General features: G+C 65.2%; 13 protein-coding genes. 7 read left to right on the top strand and 6 right to left on the bottom strand.

The window, feature by feature from the left end:
* Window positions 1–475: 475 nt before the first annotated feature.
* Both QRN25_RS12825 and QRN25_RS12830 read left to right on the top strand, forming a co-directional pair.
* Window positions 476–679 carry a hypothetical protein gene (locus QRN25_RS12825; protein ID WP_285019780.1) on the top strand — a complete coding sequence of 68 codons (204 nt, stop codon included), beginning with the start codon at window positions 476–478 and terminating at the stop codon, window positions 677–679.
* 142 nt (window positions 680–821) lie between these two features.
* A complete protein-coding gene (locus QRN25_RS12830; protein ID WP_285019781.1) occupies window positions 822–1,610 on the top strand; it encodes a tyrosine-protein phosphatase in 789 nt (262 codons plus the stop codon).
* A 16-nt stretch (window positions 1,611–1,626) separates the two neighbouring features.
* Here QRN25_RS12830 and QRN25_RS12835 read toward each other — a convergent pair whose 3' ends face one another.
* Window positions 1,627–2,502, bottom strand: a complete 876-nt coding sequence (locus QRN25_RS12835; RefSeq protein WP_285019782.1) for an alpha/beta fold hydrolase — start codon at window positions 2,500–2,502, stop codon at window positions 1,627–1,629.
* A 146-nt stretch (window positions 2,503–2,648) separates the two neighbouring features.
* On the opposite strand from QRN25_RS12835, the gene trxB reads away from it, so the two are divergent.
* Window positions 2,649–3,623 (top strand): thioredoxin-disulfide reductase, encoded by a 975-nt coding sequence (gene trxB / locus QRN25_RS12840; protein ID WP_036522857.1) that lies wholly within the window; start codon window positions 2,649–2,651, stop codon window positions 3,621–3,623.
* A gap of 129 nt (window positions 3,624–3,752) precedes the next feature.
* Here the strand turns inward: trxB and QRN25_RS12845 are convergent, their stop codons facing one another.
* Window positions 3,753–4,298 carry a SixA phosphatase family protein gene (locus tag QRN25_RS12845; RefSeq protein WP_285019783.1) on the bottom strand — a complete coding sequence of 182 codons (546 nt, stop codon included), beginning with the start codon at window positions 4,296–4,298 and terminating at the stop codon, window positions 3,753–3,755.
* A gap of 23 nt (window positions 4,299–4,321) precedes the next feature.
* Window positions 4,322–7,051 carry an ATP-dependent DNA helicase gene (locus QRN25_RS12850; protein ID WP_285019784.1) on the bottom strand — a complete coding sequence of 910 codons (2,730 nt, stop codon included), beginning with the start codon at window positions 7,049–7,051 and terminating at the stop codon, window positions 4,322–4,324.
* A gap of 222 nt (window positions 7,052–7,273) precedes the next feature.
* Between QRN25_RS12850 and QRN25_RS12855 the strand changes: the two genes are divergently transcribed.
* The 4 genes from QRN25_RS12855 to QRN25_RS12870 all read left to right on the top strand — a co-directional run bounded on the left by QRN25_RS12855 (window position 7,274) and on the right by QRN25_RS12870 (window position 10,607).
* Entirely contained in the window at window positions 7,274–7,939 is a 666-nt protein-coding gene (locus QRN25_RS12855) for a PadR family transcriptional regulator (RefSeq protein ID WP_502910465.1), read from the top strand.
* Window positions 7,936–8,226 carry a DUF2218 domain-containing protein gene (locus QRN25_RS12860; protein ID WP_285019786.1) on the top strand — a complete coding sequence of 97 codons (291 nt, stop codon included), beginning with the start codon at window positions 7,936–7,938 and terminating at the stop codon, window positions 8,224–8,226. The genes QRN25_RS12855 and QRN25_RS12860 overlap by 4 nt, the downstream gene beginning before the upstream one ends.
* A 251-nt stretch (window positions 8,227–8,477) precedes the next feature.
* A complete protein-coding gene (locus tag QRN25_RS12865; RefSeq protein ID WP_285019787.1) occupies window positions 8,478–10,073 on the top strand; it encodes a lysine--tRNA ligase in 1,596 nt (531 codons plus the stop codon).
* A gap of 15 nt (window positions 10,074–10,088) precedes the next feature.
* Window positions 10,089–10,607: a DUF1003 domain-containing protein gene (locus QRN25_RS12870; RefSeq protein ID WP_271183194.1), complete on the top strand. Its 519-nt coding sequence runs from the start codon at window positions 10,089–10,091 to the stop codon at window positions 10,605–10,607.
* A 593-nt stretch (window positions 10,608–11,200) separates the two neighbouring features.
* Here the strand turns inward: QRN25_RS12870 and QRN25_RS12875 are convergent.
* From QRN25_RS12875 to ettA, 3 genes are all read right to left on the bottom strand, one after another.
* Window positions 11,201–11,866, bottom strand: coding sequence for a 2OG-Fe(II) oxygenase (locus QRN25_RS12875; RefSeq protein WP_285019788.1), 666 nt, complete (start codon window positions 11,864–11,866; stop codon window positions 11,201–11,203).
* Between the two features lie 134 nt (window positions 11,867–12,000).
* Window positions 12,001–13,005, bottom strand: coding sequence for an RcnB family protein (locus QRN25_RS12880; RefSeq protein WP_285019789.1), 1,005 nt, complete (start codon window positions 13,003–13,005; stop codon window positions 12,001–12,003).
* A 227-nt stretch (window positions 13,006–13,232) separates the two neighbouring features.
* Window positions 13,233–14,912, bottom strand: a complete 1,680-nt coding sequence (ettA, locus tag QRN25_RS12885; RefSeq protein ID WP_008830987.1) for an energy-dependent translational throttle protein EttA — start codon at window positions 14,910–14,912, stop codon at window positions 13,233–13,235.
* Window positions 14,913–14,944 lie beyond the last annotated feature (32 nt).

A 14,944-nucleotide genomic window follows, 5' to 3' on the forward strand; every position in this document is an offset into this window, starting at 1 on the left:
GGTGGCCACCCTCTCAGGGAAACCTTCCTACACCACCCCGCGGGACACGACCCGGTCCTTCATCTGTTCGAACGTTTTACGCATCTCTGAATGCGTCGCTGCACTAGCTGTCGATTGGTGTTGCCTTGCGGCGAAAACTGCGAACCTACCTTGCGCAACGATTGCAGTTAGGCCCCATTTCCTAGGCTTGGGCGCGTTTTGCACCGCAATAATGCCCACTGCCTTGATGGTGCCGATATTTCACCAATCGGCACGAAAATTACCTTCTGAATGAGTATAATATCGCTGCCGCATTGGGGATTAAAATGATGTGATGCATTCGGGATATTCTGGAACAAAGCGGCGGATTCTGGTAAGAATTGTCTCAGGAAGCAAATGGGAGTGACGTCAAAAGGCGCACCCTTTCGGGATTGATCTGGGCGAGCAGGACGCGCGGAAGCCGTCTGAGAACCGCCTCGGCAATTGAGGATGCGTTATGAAGGTCGCTGACGAGAATATCATCCGTTTCGAGCGTATCCATGATGGTGGTCGGGATTTTCCTGCACGACTGTCTGCGGGGATGGTCTATGCCGCAGAGCGCATGGACCGCGGTGAAGAGCATGACGGGCGCGGTTTGACGATCGCGATCCTGCTTTGCATGGCCTGCTGGGCGGCACTCGGATACTTCCTGCTCGCCTGATTTCGTAGCGTACCGAGGCATGGTGTGCCTTTCTGTCGCATCACTTCGGCGATCATCCGCTACCCTTGCGTACAGGTCCCCTGTTCCGAATCTCTTCTGCAAGATACGTCTGGAATATGGTATCGGCAGTACGTGAGATAGCGTGAACGTTAGCGACCGTGTCATGCGCTTTGAGGGCGTTCATAATTTCCGCGATGCGGGCGGCTACCCCCTGCAGTCGGGTGGACGGATCAGGTGCAGGACGATCTGGCGCTCTGGCCAGCATTATGGCGCCAGTGATGCGGATCTGGAACGCATCTCGGCTCTGGAACTGGCGAGTGTGTTCGATCTGCGGACCTCGAAGGAGCGCACGGTACACCCATGCCGCCGACCGGCCGGCTTTGCCGCCAGAATCGTAGTCGCGGTCGACCCTGTATTGCGGCATGCCCCGCATCTGGCGGCCGCCCGGACGACCCGTCAGCGGACCGTACAATCGACGCATGACAGCCTGAAGCGCAATTATGAGGGTATCTGCTTCCGACCGGAATTGCAGGTCATGATCCGCCAATGGTTCGACGAACTGGCTCGCGCAAGGGGCCCGAGTCTCGTCAACTGCATGGCAGGCAAGGATCGTACCGGGATCGCGGTCGCCATGCTCCATGCTGCACTTGGCGTGCATCGCGACGATATCATGGCGGACTACTTGCTGACCAACAGCGCTGGCGATGTCGAGGCACGGATCGCTTCCGGAGCGGAGACGATCAGGGCCATCACCGGTCAACTCGACGATACCGTCCTACGCGTCCTGATGGGTGCGGATGCGGAGTATCTGCACGCGGCCTGGACGGCGATAGAAGACCGTTGCGGCAGCCTCGAAGCCTATCTTGAAGAGGCACTTACCCTTACGCCAACCAAACGCGACCGCCTGCGGGAGGTGCTGGGGGAAAATTGAAGCCGACGGCTCCGGTTCAGTCGAGGAATGCCTTCACGTCGCCCATGAACCGGTCGAACTGGTCGTGGTGCAGCCAGTGTCCGGCGTTCTCGTACTCGATCAGCTGCGCGCTGGGGAAATAGTCCATGCGCCCGTCGCCCGCCGGACTGCTGGCGAAGCTGTCCTTGCCCCACAGCATCAGCGTGGGGCAGGTGATCGCCTGCCACAGCGCGGTGACATGATCGGTCGGCAGGTCCGAGGCGGTCCAGACGTTCAGGTAATTGTCGAACTTCCAGCTCCACGTCCCGTCCTCGTTGCGGGTGGCGCCGTGGATGGTGAGGTGGCGGGCCTGTTCGTCCGTCAGGAAGCCGTTCTCCTCCTTCATGCGCTGGTAGGCGTCGCGCAGGGAGGCGTACTTGCGCACCGTGCGGCCCGAGGCCTTGCGCTTGTCCTCGATCCACTTGCGCAGCCGGTCGCCGGCGCCTTCCTCCTCCTGCTGGCGGCGCAGGCCCGGGGGCGGGCCGAGACCCTCGATGTTGACGAACTTCGTCACCTTCTCCGGATAGAGCCCGGTGAAGCGTGTCGCGATGTTGCCGCCCAGCGAGTGCGCCACGATCGTCACCTGCTCGTGCCCCAGCGTGTGGACCAGCTGCGCGAAGTCGTAGACGAAGGCGTCCATGCCGTAGTGCCCCTCCGGGCTCCACTCGCTGTCGCCGTGACCGCGCAAATCCGGGCAGATGACGTGCCAGTCGCGGCGCAGTTCCTCGGCCACCCAGTCCCAGCTGCGGCAGTGGTCGCGCCCGCCATGCTGCAGGATCAGCGGCGGGGCTTCGGAATTGCCCCAGTCGACATAGTGCAGACGCAGGCGCTGCGAGACGAAACGGTTCGAGGTGGGGGCAAGCTGGTTCTTCATCCCCGATGGATGGGGACGGCGCGCGCCGAGGTCAATCCGCTGCCGAAATTGCGGGGATGAAAGTAAAGCTTGCGCGCCGTACAGCTTGGCGATCCGGGCGCGAGCCCCTATCTCCGCCGCCAAGGATTTCACGCGAGAGTTACGAAATGGCGACCACGCACAAGACCCGCATGCTCATCATCGGTTCCGGCCCGGCCGGACTTTCCGCCGCCATCTACGGCGCGCGCGCGGGCATGGAGCCGATCGTCGTGCAGGGCCTGCAGCCCGGCGGCCAGCTGACCATCACCACCGACGTCGAGAACTACCCCGGCTTCCGCGAGGTCATCCAGGGCCCCTGGCTGATGCAGGAGATGGAAGCGCAGGCGGTCCACGTCGGCACCCGCATGATGTGGGACACTATCACCAACGTCGATCTGACCGGCGACACTTTCGTCGCCACCGGCGACGGCGGCGACATCTACGAGGGCGACACCCTCGTCATCGCCACCGGCGCGCAGGCCAAGTGGCTGGGCGTCCCCGGCGAGCAGGAACTTTCGGGCAAGGGCGTCTCGGCCTGTGCGACCTGCGACGGGTTCTTCTACCGCGGCAAGAAGGTGGTGGTGATCGGCGGCGGCAACACTGCGGTCGAGGAAGCGCTCTACCTCACCAATCATGCGACCGAGGTGGTGCTGGTGCACCGCCGCGATTCGCTGCGTTCGGAGAAGATCCTGCAGGACCGCCTCTTCGCGCATCCCAAGATCACGACGGTCTGGAACAAGAAGGTCGACCGCTTCCTCGCGGGCGAGAACGGCGCCCTGCGCGCCCTCGCGCTGATCGACACCGAGACCGGCGAGCAGAGCGAACTGCTGGCCGACGGCGCCTTCGTTGCGATCGGCCACGCGCCCGCGACCGAGTTGTTCAAGGGCAAGCTGGCGATGGACGACACCGGCTACCTGATCGTCGAGCCGGGCACCCCCAAGACCGCCATCCCCGGCGTCTTCGCGGCGGGCGACGTGTCGGACCATGTCTATCGTCAGGCGATCACCGCTGCGGGCGTGGGCTGCATGGCCGCGCTCGATGCCGAGCGGTATCTGGCGCACAAGCTGCACTTGGCGGGGATTACGGAGACGGTGCAGGGGTGATTTCGAGGGAGCGTTTTCGCTCCTCCATTCGTCATTGCGAGCGAAGCGAAGCAACCCAGGGCGGCCTAATGCTGCCCTGGGTTGCTTCGCTTCGCTCGCAATGACGGAGCGTTATGCGATGACGGAGGGTTATTCCGTCAGGCTCGGACCCAGCGAGGGATCGAGGTCGCGCGGGCGCACCAGATGCGTCAGCTTCCCGCAGCCTTCGCGAAGCTGCGACCAGTGCTCGATGTCGAGTTCCACCACCGCATAGGCTGCGGTCGGGAACTTGTCCTCCACCACATCGCGCAAGGGGCTGGATCCGTCATCCGGCACGAGGTCGAAGATCAGATCCTCAAGTCCCGGATTATGCCCGACCAGCAGGATCGAGCGCGGGTCGCTCTCTTGATCCTTCAGCACGTCGATCAGCGCCGCCGAACTGGCAAGGTAGATGCGCCGGTCCCAGGTGACGGGCGGCGTCTCTCCGGCCGCTTCTCCGGCAAGCTCGATCGTCTGCGTGACGCGCACGGCGGGCGAGGCAAGGATGTAGCGCCAGCCCACACCATGTTCGAGGATGTGCTTGCCCATGACACCTGCGCCGACCCGCCCGCGCTTGTTGAGCGGACGGTCGAAGTCGCGCAGCCGGGCGTCGGTCCAGTCCGATTTGGCGTGGCGGAAGATGCCGAGGATTTTCATGGGCACTCTCTAGTACGGGCGGATCAGGATAGCGACTGCGAGTCTTCCGCCCGGTCCGCTGCGGCTCCTTGAGCATGACCGGCCACGCGCTGTAAAGCCTCCTCCAGCGTAACCCGCCGGATCGGCGTCCCCGCCGGGAAGGCGGAGAGCAGGCGCGAGGGGAACGCGGGCGAGAGCACGACGAAGTGCCCCCGGTCCTCGCGGCTGCGGATGAGGCGGCCGAAAGCCTGCGCCAGCTTGGCGCGGATCAGCGTGTCGTCGTAGGCGCTGCCCCCGCCCGCCAGGCGCCGGGCGCGGTGCAGGATCGTGGGCCGCGGCCAGGGCACCTGCTCCATCACGACGAGGCGCAGGGAATCGCCCTGCACGTCCACCCCGTCGCGCAAGGCATCGGTGCCCAGCAGCGAGGCGGCCGGATCGTCGCGGAAGATGTCGACCAGCGTGCCGGTGTCGATCGGATCGACGTGCTGCGCGTAGAGCGGCAAGCCCCCCCGTGCGAGCCGGTCGGCGATGCGGCCATAGACCGCGCGCAGCCGCCGGATCGCGGTAAACAGGCCGAGCACGCCGCCGCGCGAGGTTTCGATCAGGCGGCCGAAGGCGGCGGAGAGGGCGGGAATGTCGCCCTTGGGGACGTCGGTGACGATCAGCACTTCGGCCTGCGTCGCGTAGTCGAACGGGCTCTGGTGGATCGACAGGCGCGGCATCACCTCGATGTTCGTCGCGCCGGAGCGGGCGATGGCCTTGGCCCAGTCCTCGCCGTCGCGCAGCGTGGCCGAAGTCATGACGACGCCGTGCGCCGGTTCGAGCACGACCTGCGCAAAGGGCTTCATCGGGTCGAGCCAGCGGCGATGGATGCCGATGTCGAACTCGCGCGCCTCGGAGCGGTCGACGGCGAGCCAGTCGACGTATTCGGGGTCAGCCGGGCCGCCCATGCGGTCGAGCAGCGATTCCCACGCTCCCAGCGTATCGACGCGCCATGTCAGCGAATGGCGCGCACCTTCGATGCGGGCGCGCCCGGGGCCGTCGAGCCAGTCGGGCGGTTCCTCCAGCAGCGCTTCGAGGCGCATGCCGAGGCGGATCAGCGGTTGGCGCAGTTCCGCCAGCGCCGCGCGGGCGCCTTGCGCGATCTCGACGAACGAGCCTTCGAGGCTGGCCGCTTCGGTTTCGAGGCCATAGCCCGCTTCCTGCCCGCCGCTTTCGTCGCGGGCGTAGACGGTGGCGCGCACCGCCGCGAGCAGTTCCTCCAGCGGGCCGCTCGCGGCGTTCTCGGCGATGCGCCCCATCCAGCCATCGCCGGGGAGCGCCTCTGCGGCCTCGCGCGCGGCGGTGATGGCCTTGGCGCCAGCCTCGTCGTAGCTGGCGACGTCGGCAAGGCGGGCTGAGAGGCCACGGCGGCGGCCCTTGGAGGCTTTCTCCGGGCCGATCACCCAGCGGCGCAACTCGATCGCCTCGGCGCCGGTGAGTGCGGCGGCGAACGTGGAATCGGCGGCGTCGAAGACGTGGTGGCCTTCGTCGAATACCACCCGGGTCGGGCGCGAAGCCGGATCGCGTCCGCGCGCGGCGTTGACCATCACCAGCGCATGGTTGCCGATCACCAGATCTGCGCCGACGCTGGCGCGGGTGGCGCGCTCGATGAAGCACTTCCGATAATGCGGGCACCCGGCATAGACGCATTCGCCGCGCCGGTCGGTCAGCGCCGCGATGCCGCGCTGGCGGAACAGGGTGCCGAGCCAGCCGGGCAGGTCGCCGCCGATCATGTCGCCGTCCTGCGAGTAGGCCGCCCAGCGCGCCACCAGTTGCGCGAGGATCGCCGCGCGCCCGTTGAAGCCGCCCTGCAGCGCATCTTCGAGGTTCAGCAGGCACAAGTAGTTCTCGCGGCCCTTGCGCACCACCACGGGGCGGGTGCCGTCAGCGCGGCGCTCGGGCCAAGCGCGGCGGCTTTCGGCGCGGAGCTGACGTTGCAGCGCCTTGGTATAGGTGGAGACCCAGACGGTGCCGCCGGCCTTCTCGGTCCATAGCGATGTGGGCGCGAGGTAGCCCAGCGTCTTGCCGATGCCGGTGCCCGCCTGTGCCAGCAGCACATGCGGGCGGCCCGACCGCTTGCGCGGTGCGAAGGCGTGGGCGGTCTCCACCGCATAGGCGCGCTGGCCGGGGCGCTGCTCGGCGGTGCTGCCGGTGAGGCTGGCGAGGCGCTGCAGGACTTCCTCGTCCTCCAGCACGACCTGCCGGGGCTGGGGGACTTCGGGGGTTTCCTCCCATTCGGGCAGGCGGGTGAACAGCCAGCGTTCGGCACGCTCGGGCTTGCGGATGCGCCCCGTCAGCAGCGTGGCCCAGGGCCAGCGCATGCGCACCAGCGACTGCAGCGAGGTCCACGCGCCCTCGCGTTCGGACCAGGCGCCGTTCTCGCACATGTCGAGCAGGGCGCCGGCCGCTTCCTGCAGCAGGCGCGGCACATCGGAATCGCCCTCCGGCTCGGCGAGGCCGAGGGCATGGGCAAGGCCCTTGGGCGTCGGCACCACGAAGCGCGCCGGATGGACGAAGGCGTAGAGTTCCAGAAGGTCCAGCCCCGACAGGTCCGGATAGCCCAGCCGTGTCGCCAGCAGGGGCGCGTTGAGGATCAGCAGCGGGGTGTCGGCGGCGGCCATCACCGCCTCGCCCTTGGAAAGAGGGCGGGTGCCGAGGCCCGTCAGATCCTTCTCGCGCAGCCAGCAGCCGCCATGACTGGCGTGGAGGGCAGGAAGGGGCAGGGCGGCCATGGCCTCTCATTAAGCACGGGGGGCGGAATTGGAAACGCCGGGCTCTCGCGCTCCACGGAAAAAATTACGGATAGATACAAATTTCCCTCTTGTTGAATTTCACTCAAGATATATCTTAAGACCATCATGAAGCATATGGAACGAATGATGAGAAACTCAGATTGCAACCACGGTCGCGGACGCGGCCGTCACGGTGGAGAGCGCCGCTTCGGGCGCGAGGACATGATGGCAGCGATGGCCGAAGGCGCCGAAGACTTGCGCGCCATGCTTGGCCGCCACGGCGGCAGGCGCGGCCTGCACGGCTTGGCGCGTGGACCGCTCGGCGGCGGGTTCGGGAAGGGCTTTCCCGGCGGCTTCGGCGGCGGCATGGGCGGGCGCGGCGGCCCTGACGGTCCGCGCGGCGAAGGTCGCGGCGGTCGTCGCAAGCGGCTGTTCGACCAGGCCGAACTGCAGACCCTGCTGCTCGCCCTGATCGTCGAGGCACCGCGCCACGGCTACGAGCTGATCCGCGAGATCGAGGCGCTTTCGGGCGGCGACTATGCGCCGAGCCCGGGTGTGGTCTACCCCGCGCTGATCTACATGGAAGAGACTGGCCTGATCGCCCCCGTCTCCGGCGACAGCGCCCGCAAGGCTTTCGAGGCCACCGCCGAAGGCCGCGCCAAGGCTGGGGCCGATGCGGAGAAGTTCGCCGAACTCAAGGGCCGCCTCGGGGCTCTGGCCGCGCAGCGCGACCGGGTCGATCCCGCACCGGTGCGCCGGGCGTTCCACGCGCTCAAGACGGCGGTGTTCGACCGGCTCTCGACCGAAGGGGCCGATCGTGACTTCATCCTGCAGATCGCGGATGTCATCGACGAGGCCACCCGCAAGATCGAAAGGATCGAGAAGTGAGCACCATCGCCGCGACCGTGAAGACACCAAATGGCGGCAAGTACGTCCGCCAGCTCTGCAAGCACTGGAGTCACAAGCTGGAAACCGAAGTCGAGGGTGACAAGGGAACGGTGACGTTCCCCAACGCCGTCACCGTGATGGACGCCGATGCCGAGGGCATCGCCATCACCATCACCGGCGAGGATCGCGATGCGGTGCAGGGCCTGACCGACGTGGTTGCGCGCCACATCGACCGGTTCGCGTTCCGCGAGGACGCGCTGGTCTATGATTGGGCGTGGCGGGATTGAGCGGAGAAGGAGGGGCCTTAGGTTCCTCCTCACATGCCGTCATCCTGAACTTGTTTCAGGATCCATCGGGCGGTTGGTGCCGGAAGGTAGCTGGCTAGGCTGCCCTCTCGATTTGCCGTCTAAGCCACCGGGCTGTCGGCATGATGGGCCCTGAAACAAGTTCAGGGTGACGGGGGATATGGTGCTGAAGTAGCGCGCGACCCCGACTGAACCCTTGCGAAAATCGCGCATTTCGCCTTAGAGCGCGGGCCATGACCGAAAATGCCCTGATCGAAGCCGCACGTGTGTCCAAGGCCTGGCCCTTCCAGGAGGCCCAGAAGCTGCTCAAGCGGTTTCCGCAGGGCAAACCGGACGGCGCACCGGTGCTGTTCGAGACCGGCTATGGTCCCTCGGGCCTGCCGCATATCGGCACCTTCCAGGAAGTCCTGCGCACCACGCTCGTCCGCCGCGCTTACGAGGCGCTGACCGGCGGCGCGCCGACGCGGCTTGTCGCGTTCTCCGACGATATGGACGGGCTGCGCAAGGTTCCGGACAACATTCCCAACGCCGACGTACTCGCCGCCAACCTCGGCAAGCCGCTCAGCCGCATTCCCGATCCGTTCGGCACGCACGAGAGCTTCGCGCATCACAACAATGCGATGCTGCGCGAATTCCTCGACCGCTTCGGCTTCGACTACGAATTCGTCTCGGCCAGCGACCGCTACAATTCGGGCGCGTTCGACGCCGCTCTGGCGCGCGTGCTGGAGTGCAATCAGGCGATCCTCGACGTCATGCTCCCCACGCTGCGCGAGGAGCGCCGCCGGACTTATTCACCCGTGCTGCCGGTCTCGCCCACGACGGGCGTGGTGCTGCAGGTGCCGGTCGAGGTGATCGACGCTAAGACCGGCCTGATCCGCTTCACCGACGAGGACGGCACCGTCGTCGAGCAGTCGGCGTTCGGCGGCAAGGCCAAGCTGCAGTGGAAGGTCGATTGGGCGATGCGCTGGTTTGCGCTGGGCGTCGACTACGAGATGTGCGGCAAGGATCTGACCGACTCGGTCACCCAGTCGGGCAAGATCGTGCAGGTTCTCGGCGGTCGCAAGCCCGAGGGGCTGATCTACGAACTGTTCCTCGACGAGAACGGCGAGAAGATTTCCAAGTCCAAGGGCAACGGCCTGACCATCGACCAGTGGCTGACTTACGGCACCGAGGAGTCGCTCGGTTTCTACCTGTTCCGCGAGCCCAAGAGCGCCAAGCAGCTCCACGCCGGCGTGATCCCCAAGGCGGTCGACGAATACTGGCAGTTCCGCGGCAACCTGGCCGAGCAGGCGCTCGACAAGCAGTTGGGCAACCCGACCTGGCACCTGCTGCGGGCGAATGGTGACAAGGGCGGCGCGGGCGACACGGTGCCGGTGACGTTCTCGCTGCTGCTCAATCTCGTCGGCGTGCTCGGCGCGGATGCGACGGCGGAGCAGGTGTGGTCCTACCTCGGCAACTACGTGGCCGATGCCAGCCCCGAAGCGCATCCGGACCTTGCAGAGATGGTCCGCGCCGCGCTCGCCACCAACCGCGACTTCATTGCGCCGACGCTTCAGCGTCGGGCGCCCACGGCCAATGAGGCCGCCGCACTGAAGGACCTCGATACGCAGCTTGCGGCGCTGGGCGAGGCTACCGCCGAAGACCTGCAGAACATCGTCTACGAGATCGGCAAGAACGAGGCTTACGGTTTCGAAAACCTGCGCGACTGGTTCAAGGCGCTCTACGAAACGCTGCTCGGTTCGTCGCAGGGGCCGCGCATGGGGAGCTTCATCGCGCTTTACGGCATTCCCGAAACGCGGCTGCTGATCGCCGAGGCTCTTTCGGCCTGACCTGACGGAGACGCGATGCACCGGACCGACCTCACGCCCGAGCAACTCTGCGAGGAACTGCTCGGGCGCAAGCTGACCGACGTGGACGCTGAGGAACGGCGCGTATTGCAGCGCATCGCCTCGGGCCAGGTCATGGGACCGGACGCGCAGGAAGAGGCATCGCTGCATGCCGGCTTCGGCGACCGGCTGGCCGACCGCGTCGCGGCGATCGGCGGTTCTTGGGGCTTCATCATCGCCTTCGGCGTGGTGCTGCTGGGATGGATGCTGGTGAACAGCCGCATCCTTGAGGACTTCGGGCTGCACCCCTTCGATGCCTACCCCTATATCTTCCTGAACCTGATGCTCTCGATGCTGGCGGCGATCCAGGCGCCGGTCATCATGATGAGCCAGAACCGCGCCTCCGATAAGGACCGCATCGCCGCGCGTCACGACTACGAGGTGAACCTGCGCACGCAGCTGGAGATCATCCGGCTGCACAAGCGAATGGATCAGCTGTTCGAGAATCTTGAGCGCCGGGCAGGCGCGGAAACCTGAAACACATAAGAGCCGTCATCCCCGCGAAGGCGGGGACCCAACTGATGCTTGTGCAACACGAGATCACTGGAGATGGGTTCCCGCCTTCGCGGGAATGACGGGTTTTGGTTTGCGCGTACCAGGATGTGCACCGGACATGCAAAAACACCCGCTGGCGAGTGCGGGCCATTACGCCGGGGAAATCAACGCATCCGAGAGTGAACATCGGGTCGGCGTCGGGAGCGTCCAAGCTGGGACGCGGGGTTTTGTGTTCCGCAAGCTCGGGCGAACGGCCGGGTAGCAGCGGGCAGCCCGGCTCGACCTGTATTCCATCGGAAAGTCCCATGTGGCCGTCGTTAGGGTTCGCATCGTTATCGGCCGATGGCTATCCGGGATGGTCATCCCAAGTCCTGCCGTGTGTCGCAGGAACGTATGGACGGCTTTTCCGGTAGCTCAGGGACAGTCCGGGTCTTCGAACGGACGCGTGGTTTGCGTGATCACGGCTTGAAACCGCATCCCGGCCCACGACGCCGACCCGATACACCGGAGCAATGTGATCTGCACTGCTCCGGATGCTAGGTCATATAACCTATTTGGTAATAAATGTCAAGGCGTCACTGCCAGGTCCGCGTGCGGAACCACTTGGTGACGACATACTTCACCCCGCGTACCACCGGGCGCGCCGCATGCATGGTCCAGGGGTTCGGCGTGCCGTCGGGCAGGGCATTGTTCCATAGCAGCAGCGTGCCGGCGCAAGGCGGGATGCTGAGCGCGACCCGGGTGAAGTCGGTCATGCCGCCTTCATCGACGCTGTTGAGATAGATCATGGCGGTCCAGCTGCGTTGCCCTCCGCAGCGTCGCTCGGTTCGCCAGTACCCGGCAGCGGTGTCGAACCAGTCGCAATGTTCGTTGAAGTACTGGCCGCAAAGGTAGCGTTGCCCTTGCGCGGCTTCTGCACATGTGGGCGCAATACCAGTCATGGCGGAAAGGCGCGCATCGAGATTGCGCACGCATTCGTCGGCTTCGTCAAGGTCGCCCGAGTAGCTGGTGCGGTAGCCGGGCCAGAGGCCTTCTTCGACAAGGCTGGAAGGGCAGGCGACGGCATCGATCAGCGTCATCAGGCGCGCACAGGCAGGCGGGGTCAGGAAACCGTCGATGGCGTAGATTTCCGCGCGATCCTCCGGAAAACGGCGCGCCGCGGGTTCTCCGGCCAGTCGTTCGCGTACCACCGCGCCCATGCGGGCGAGAGCCTTGCGGTCGGGATGTGCGGGCTCCGTCATGGCAGCTAGACTATCCGTATCCGCAGATAGTTCAATTGCCCTCGTGAAGTATCGGATTGCCGGATTTCCAGGGGTGATAAGAAAACTCCCGGAGTTTTACCTCCGGGAGTTTTCCGTATCTCTTGTCTGGCAGCTTACCAGAAGAAATCGTAGATCACGTCTACCACTTCGCCGCTATAGATATCGACCAGCATCACGTCGTCGTAGTAACGGACCCAGCGGTAGGGGCCGTAGACCGGTGGCAGGCGGTAAGCCCAGGGATCGTTGATCCAGTAGCGGTTGCCGTAGAACATCGAGCCCAGCGAGAAGCCGATGCTCAGGCGGCGGTAGGAGTAGCCGTTGTACGGCGCGTAATAGCGGCCGATGCGATAGGTGTTGCGATTGCGGTCGCGATAGCGCTGCCAGTCGTAGCGGTTGTCGCGGCGCCAGTCGTTGCGATTCCAGGACTGGTAGCGATCGCCGCGGCCGTTGTCGCGCCAGCCGTTGTTGTTGTTGTTGTTGTTGTTGTTGTTGCGCCAACGATCGTTGTTGTTCCGGCGGTCGTTGTCACGCCAGCGGTCGTTGTCGCCGCGACGGTCGTTGTCCGCGCGCCACGACGGGTTGCGATCGTTGTCCGGGCGGCGGTCGTTACCTGCCTGCCCATTGCCGGGCCTTCCATCACCGGGCCTGCCATCACCGGGTCGGCCATTACCATTCCGCCACGCGTTGTCGCGGTCGCGGTTGTCGTCCCGGCGGACCGCCTGACCGGCGCCGCGATCGTTGTCAGGGCGCTGGTTGTTGCCCTGCCACGACGGGCGGCCCTGCTGCTGGCCGGACGAGGGACGCGAACCTTGCCAGTTGGGGCGGTCGTCTCCACGTCCCTGCTGCTGGGCAGGGCGCGCCTGAGGCTGGGGTTGAGCCTGGGGCTGGCGCTGCTGCTCGCGCATCTGGCGAAGCTGCGGGCCGATCTCGCTGCGGCCGTTGAGGCGCTGCTGCTGGGGCTGAGGTTGCGGCCGGGACTGTGGACGCTCGGCACGGGCATTGTTGCCGCGCTCACGGCCCTGATCCTGGGCGAAGCCGGGGCTGGACATCCCCGTGATCGCAATCGCCATGGTGGCGACGGCGATCAGTACACCTGCTTTTCTGTTTTTCGTTGCCATTGTTCCGGTCTCCAAACCGAAGTGCCGGACGGCGAAGCGCGGCTCATCGTTGAACCGGGTGTAGCGGATCAGCGCTGTCGCAATGGTGAATGGCGGCGTTGCTCACCGTTAAGTTTCGTAATGTTGCAGCGACAAAAAAGCCGCCGCCCGGTTTCCCGAGCAACGGCTTTGTCTGGGCCGGTGCCGTACCGAAAGCCGCCGGATGGCGGCTTTCGAAACAGCGCAAATCAGCGCGTCAGCTTCTTGTAGGCCAGCGCGGTCGGACGGTCGGCGGCGTCACCCAGACGGCGGCGCTTGTCTTCTTCGTAGGCGGCGAAGTTGCCCTCGAACCATTCGACGTGGCTGTTGCCCTCGAATGCGAGGATGTGAGTTGCGAGACGGTCGAGGAAGAAGCGATCGTGGCTGATGACCACGGCGCAGCCCGCGAAGTTCTCGATCGCCTCTTCCAGCGCGCCCAGCGTTTCCACGTCGAGGTCGTTGGTCGGTTCGTCGAGCAGGAGGACGTTGCCACCCTCCTTGAGCATCTTGGCCATGTGGACGCGGTTGCGCTCACCGCCCGACAGCTTGCCGACGTTCTTCTGCTGGTCGGCGCCCTTGAAGTTGAACGCACCCACATAGGCGCGGGTCGAGGTGTCGTGACCGTTGACCTTCATGTAGTCGAGCCCGTCGGAGATTTCCTCCCAGACGTTCTTCTTGGGGTCGAGGTGGTCGCGGCTCTGGTCGACGAAGCCGAGGTGGACGGTCGAGCCCATCTCGATGGTGCCCTCGTCAGGCGTTTCCTTGCCGGTGATGAGCTTGAACAGCGTCGACTTGCCCGCGCCGTTCGGGCCGATGACGCCGACGATGCCGCCCGGCGGCAGGATGAACGAGAGGTTCTCGAACAGCAGCTTGTCGCCATAGGCCTTCGAGATGTTGTTGACCTCGATGACCTTGCCGCCGAGGCGCTCGGGCACCTGGATGACGATCTGGGCCTTGCCGGGACGGCGGCCCGACTGCGCTTCCTGCAGCTGCTCGAACTTGCGGATACGCGCCTTGGACTTGGTCTGGCGCGCGGCCGGAGTCTGCCGGATCCACTCGAGTTCTTCCTTGAGCGCCTTGGCGCGGCCGGATTCCTCGCGGTCCTCCTGCTCCATGCGCTTGGACTTCTTCTCGAGGTAGGTCGAGTAGTTGCCCTCATACGGGAAGTACTTGCCGCGATCGAGTTCGAGGATCCAGTTCACCACGTTGTCGAGGAAGTAGCGATCGTGGGTGATCATCAAGACCGCGCCCGCGTATTCCTTGAGGTGGTTTTCCAGCCATTCGACGGATTCGGCGTCGAGGTGGTTGGTCGGTTCGTCGAGCAGCAGGATCGAGGGCTTCTGGATCAGCAGGCGGGTCAGCGCGACGCGGCGCTTTTCACCGCCCGACAGGCTGTTCACCGGCCAGTCGCTCGGCGGGCAGCGGAGGGCCTCCATCGCGATTTCGAGCTGGTTGTCGAGCGTCCAGCCGTCGACCGCGTCGATCTTGCCCTGCAGGTCGCCCATTTCCTCCATGAGCGCGTCGAAATCGACGTCCTCCGGCGGATCGCCCATGATGTTGGAAATCTCGTTGAAGCGGTCGACCAGATCGGCGGTCTCGCGCGCGCCGTCCTTGACGTTTTCGAGGACGGTCTTGGTCGGATCGAGTTCCGGCTCCTGCTCGAGATAGCCGACGGTGATGTTCTCACCGGGCCAGGCTTCGCCGGTGAAATCGGTGTCGATACCGGCCATGATCTTGATCAGGGTGGACTTACCGGCACCGTTCGGGCCGACGATGCCGATCTTGGCGCCCTGGTAGAACTGCAGCGAGATGTCGCTGAGCACCGGCTTCTGGGCACCGGGGAAGGTCTTGGTCATGCCCTTCATGACATAGGCGTATTGGGCGGCCATGCGGTTCCTCTGGATGGAATTCGAAGTCTGGA

Origin of the sequence: Novosphingobium sp. fls2-241-R2A-195 (assembly GCF_030209485.1) — a bacterium.
Lineage (GTDB): Bacteria > Pseudomonadota > Alphaproteobacteria > Sphingomonadales > Sphingomonadaceae > Novosphingobium > Novosphingobium resinovorum.

Coding starts and splice junctions, on each gene's coding strand:
- QRN25_RS12825 (WP_285019780.1), top strand. CDS start 476: ATGAAGGTCGCTGACGAGAATATCATCCGTTTCGAGCGTATCCATGAT.
- QRN25_RS12835 (WP_285019782.1), bottom strand. CDS start 2,502: ATGAAGAACCAGCTTGCCCCCACCTCGAACCGTTTCGTCTCGCAGCGC.
- trxB (WP_036522857.1), top strand. CDS start 2,649: ATGGCGACCACGCACAAGACCCGCATGCTCATCATCGGTTCCGGCCCG.
- QRN25_RS12845 (WP_285019783.1), bottom strand. CDS start 4,298: ATGAAAATCCTCGGCATCTTCCGCCACGCCAAATCGGACTGGACCGAC.
- QRN25_RS12850 (WP_285019784.1), bottom strand. CDS start 7,051: ATGGCCGCCCTGCCCCTTCCTGCCCTCCACGCCAGTCATGGCGGCTGC.
- QRN25_RS12855 (WP_502910465.1), top strand. CDS start 7,274: ATGATGGCAGCGATGGCCGAAGGCGCCGAAGACTTGCGCGCCATGCTT.
- QRN25_RS12865 (WP_285019787.1), top strand. CDS start 8,478: ATGACCGAAAATGCCCTGATCGAAGCCGCACGTGTGTCCAAGGCCTGG.
- QRN25_RS12870 (WP_271183194.1), top strand. CDS start 10,089: ATGCACCGGACCGACCTCACGCCCGAGCAACTCTGCGAGGAACTGCTC.
- QRN25_RS12875 (WP_285019788.1), bottom strand. CDS start 11,866: ATGACGGAGCCCGCACATCCCGACCGCAAGGCTCTCGCCCGCATGGGC.
- QRN25_RS12880 (WP_285019789.1), bottom strand. CDS start 13,005: ATGGCAACGAAAAACAGAAAAGCAGGTGTACTGATCGCCGTCGCCACC.
- ettA (WP_008830987.1), bottom strand. CDS start 14,912: ATGGCCGCCCAATACGCCTATGTCATGAAGGGCATGACCAAGACCTTC.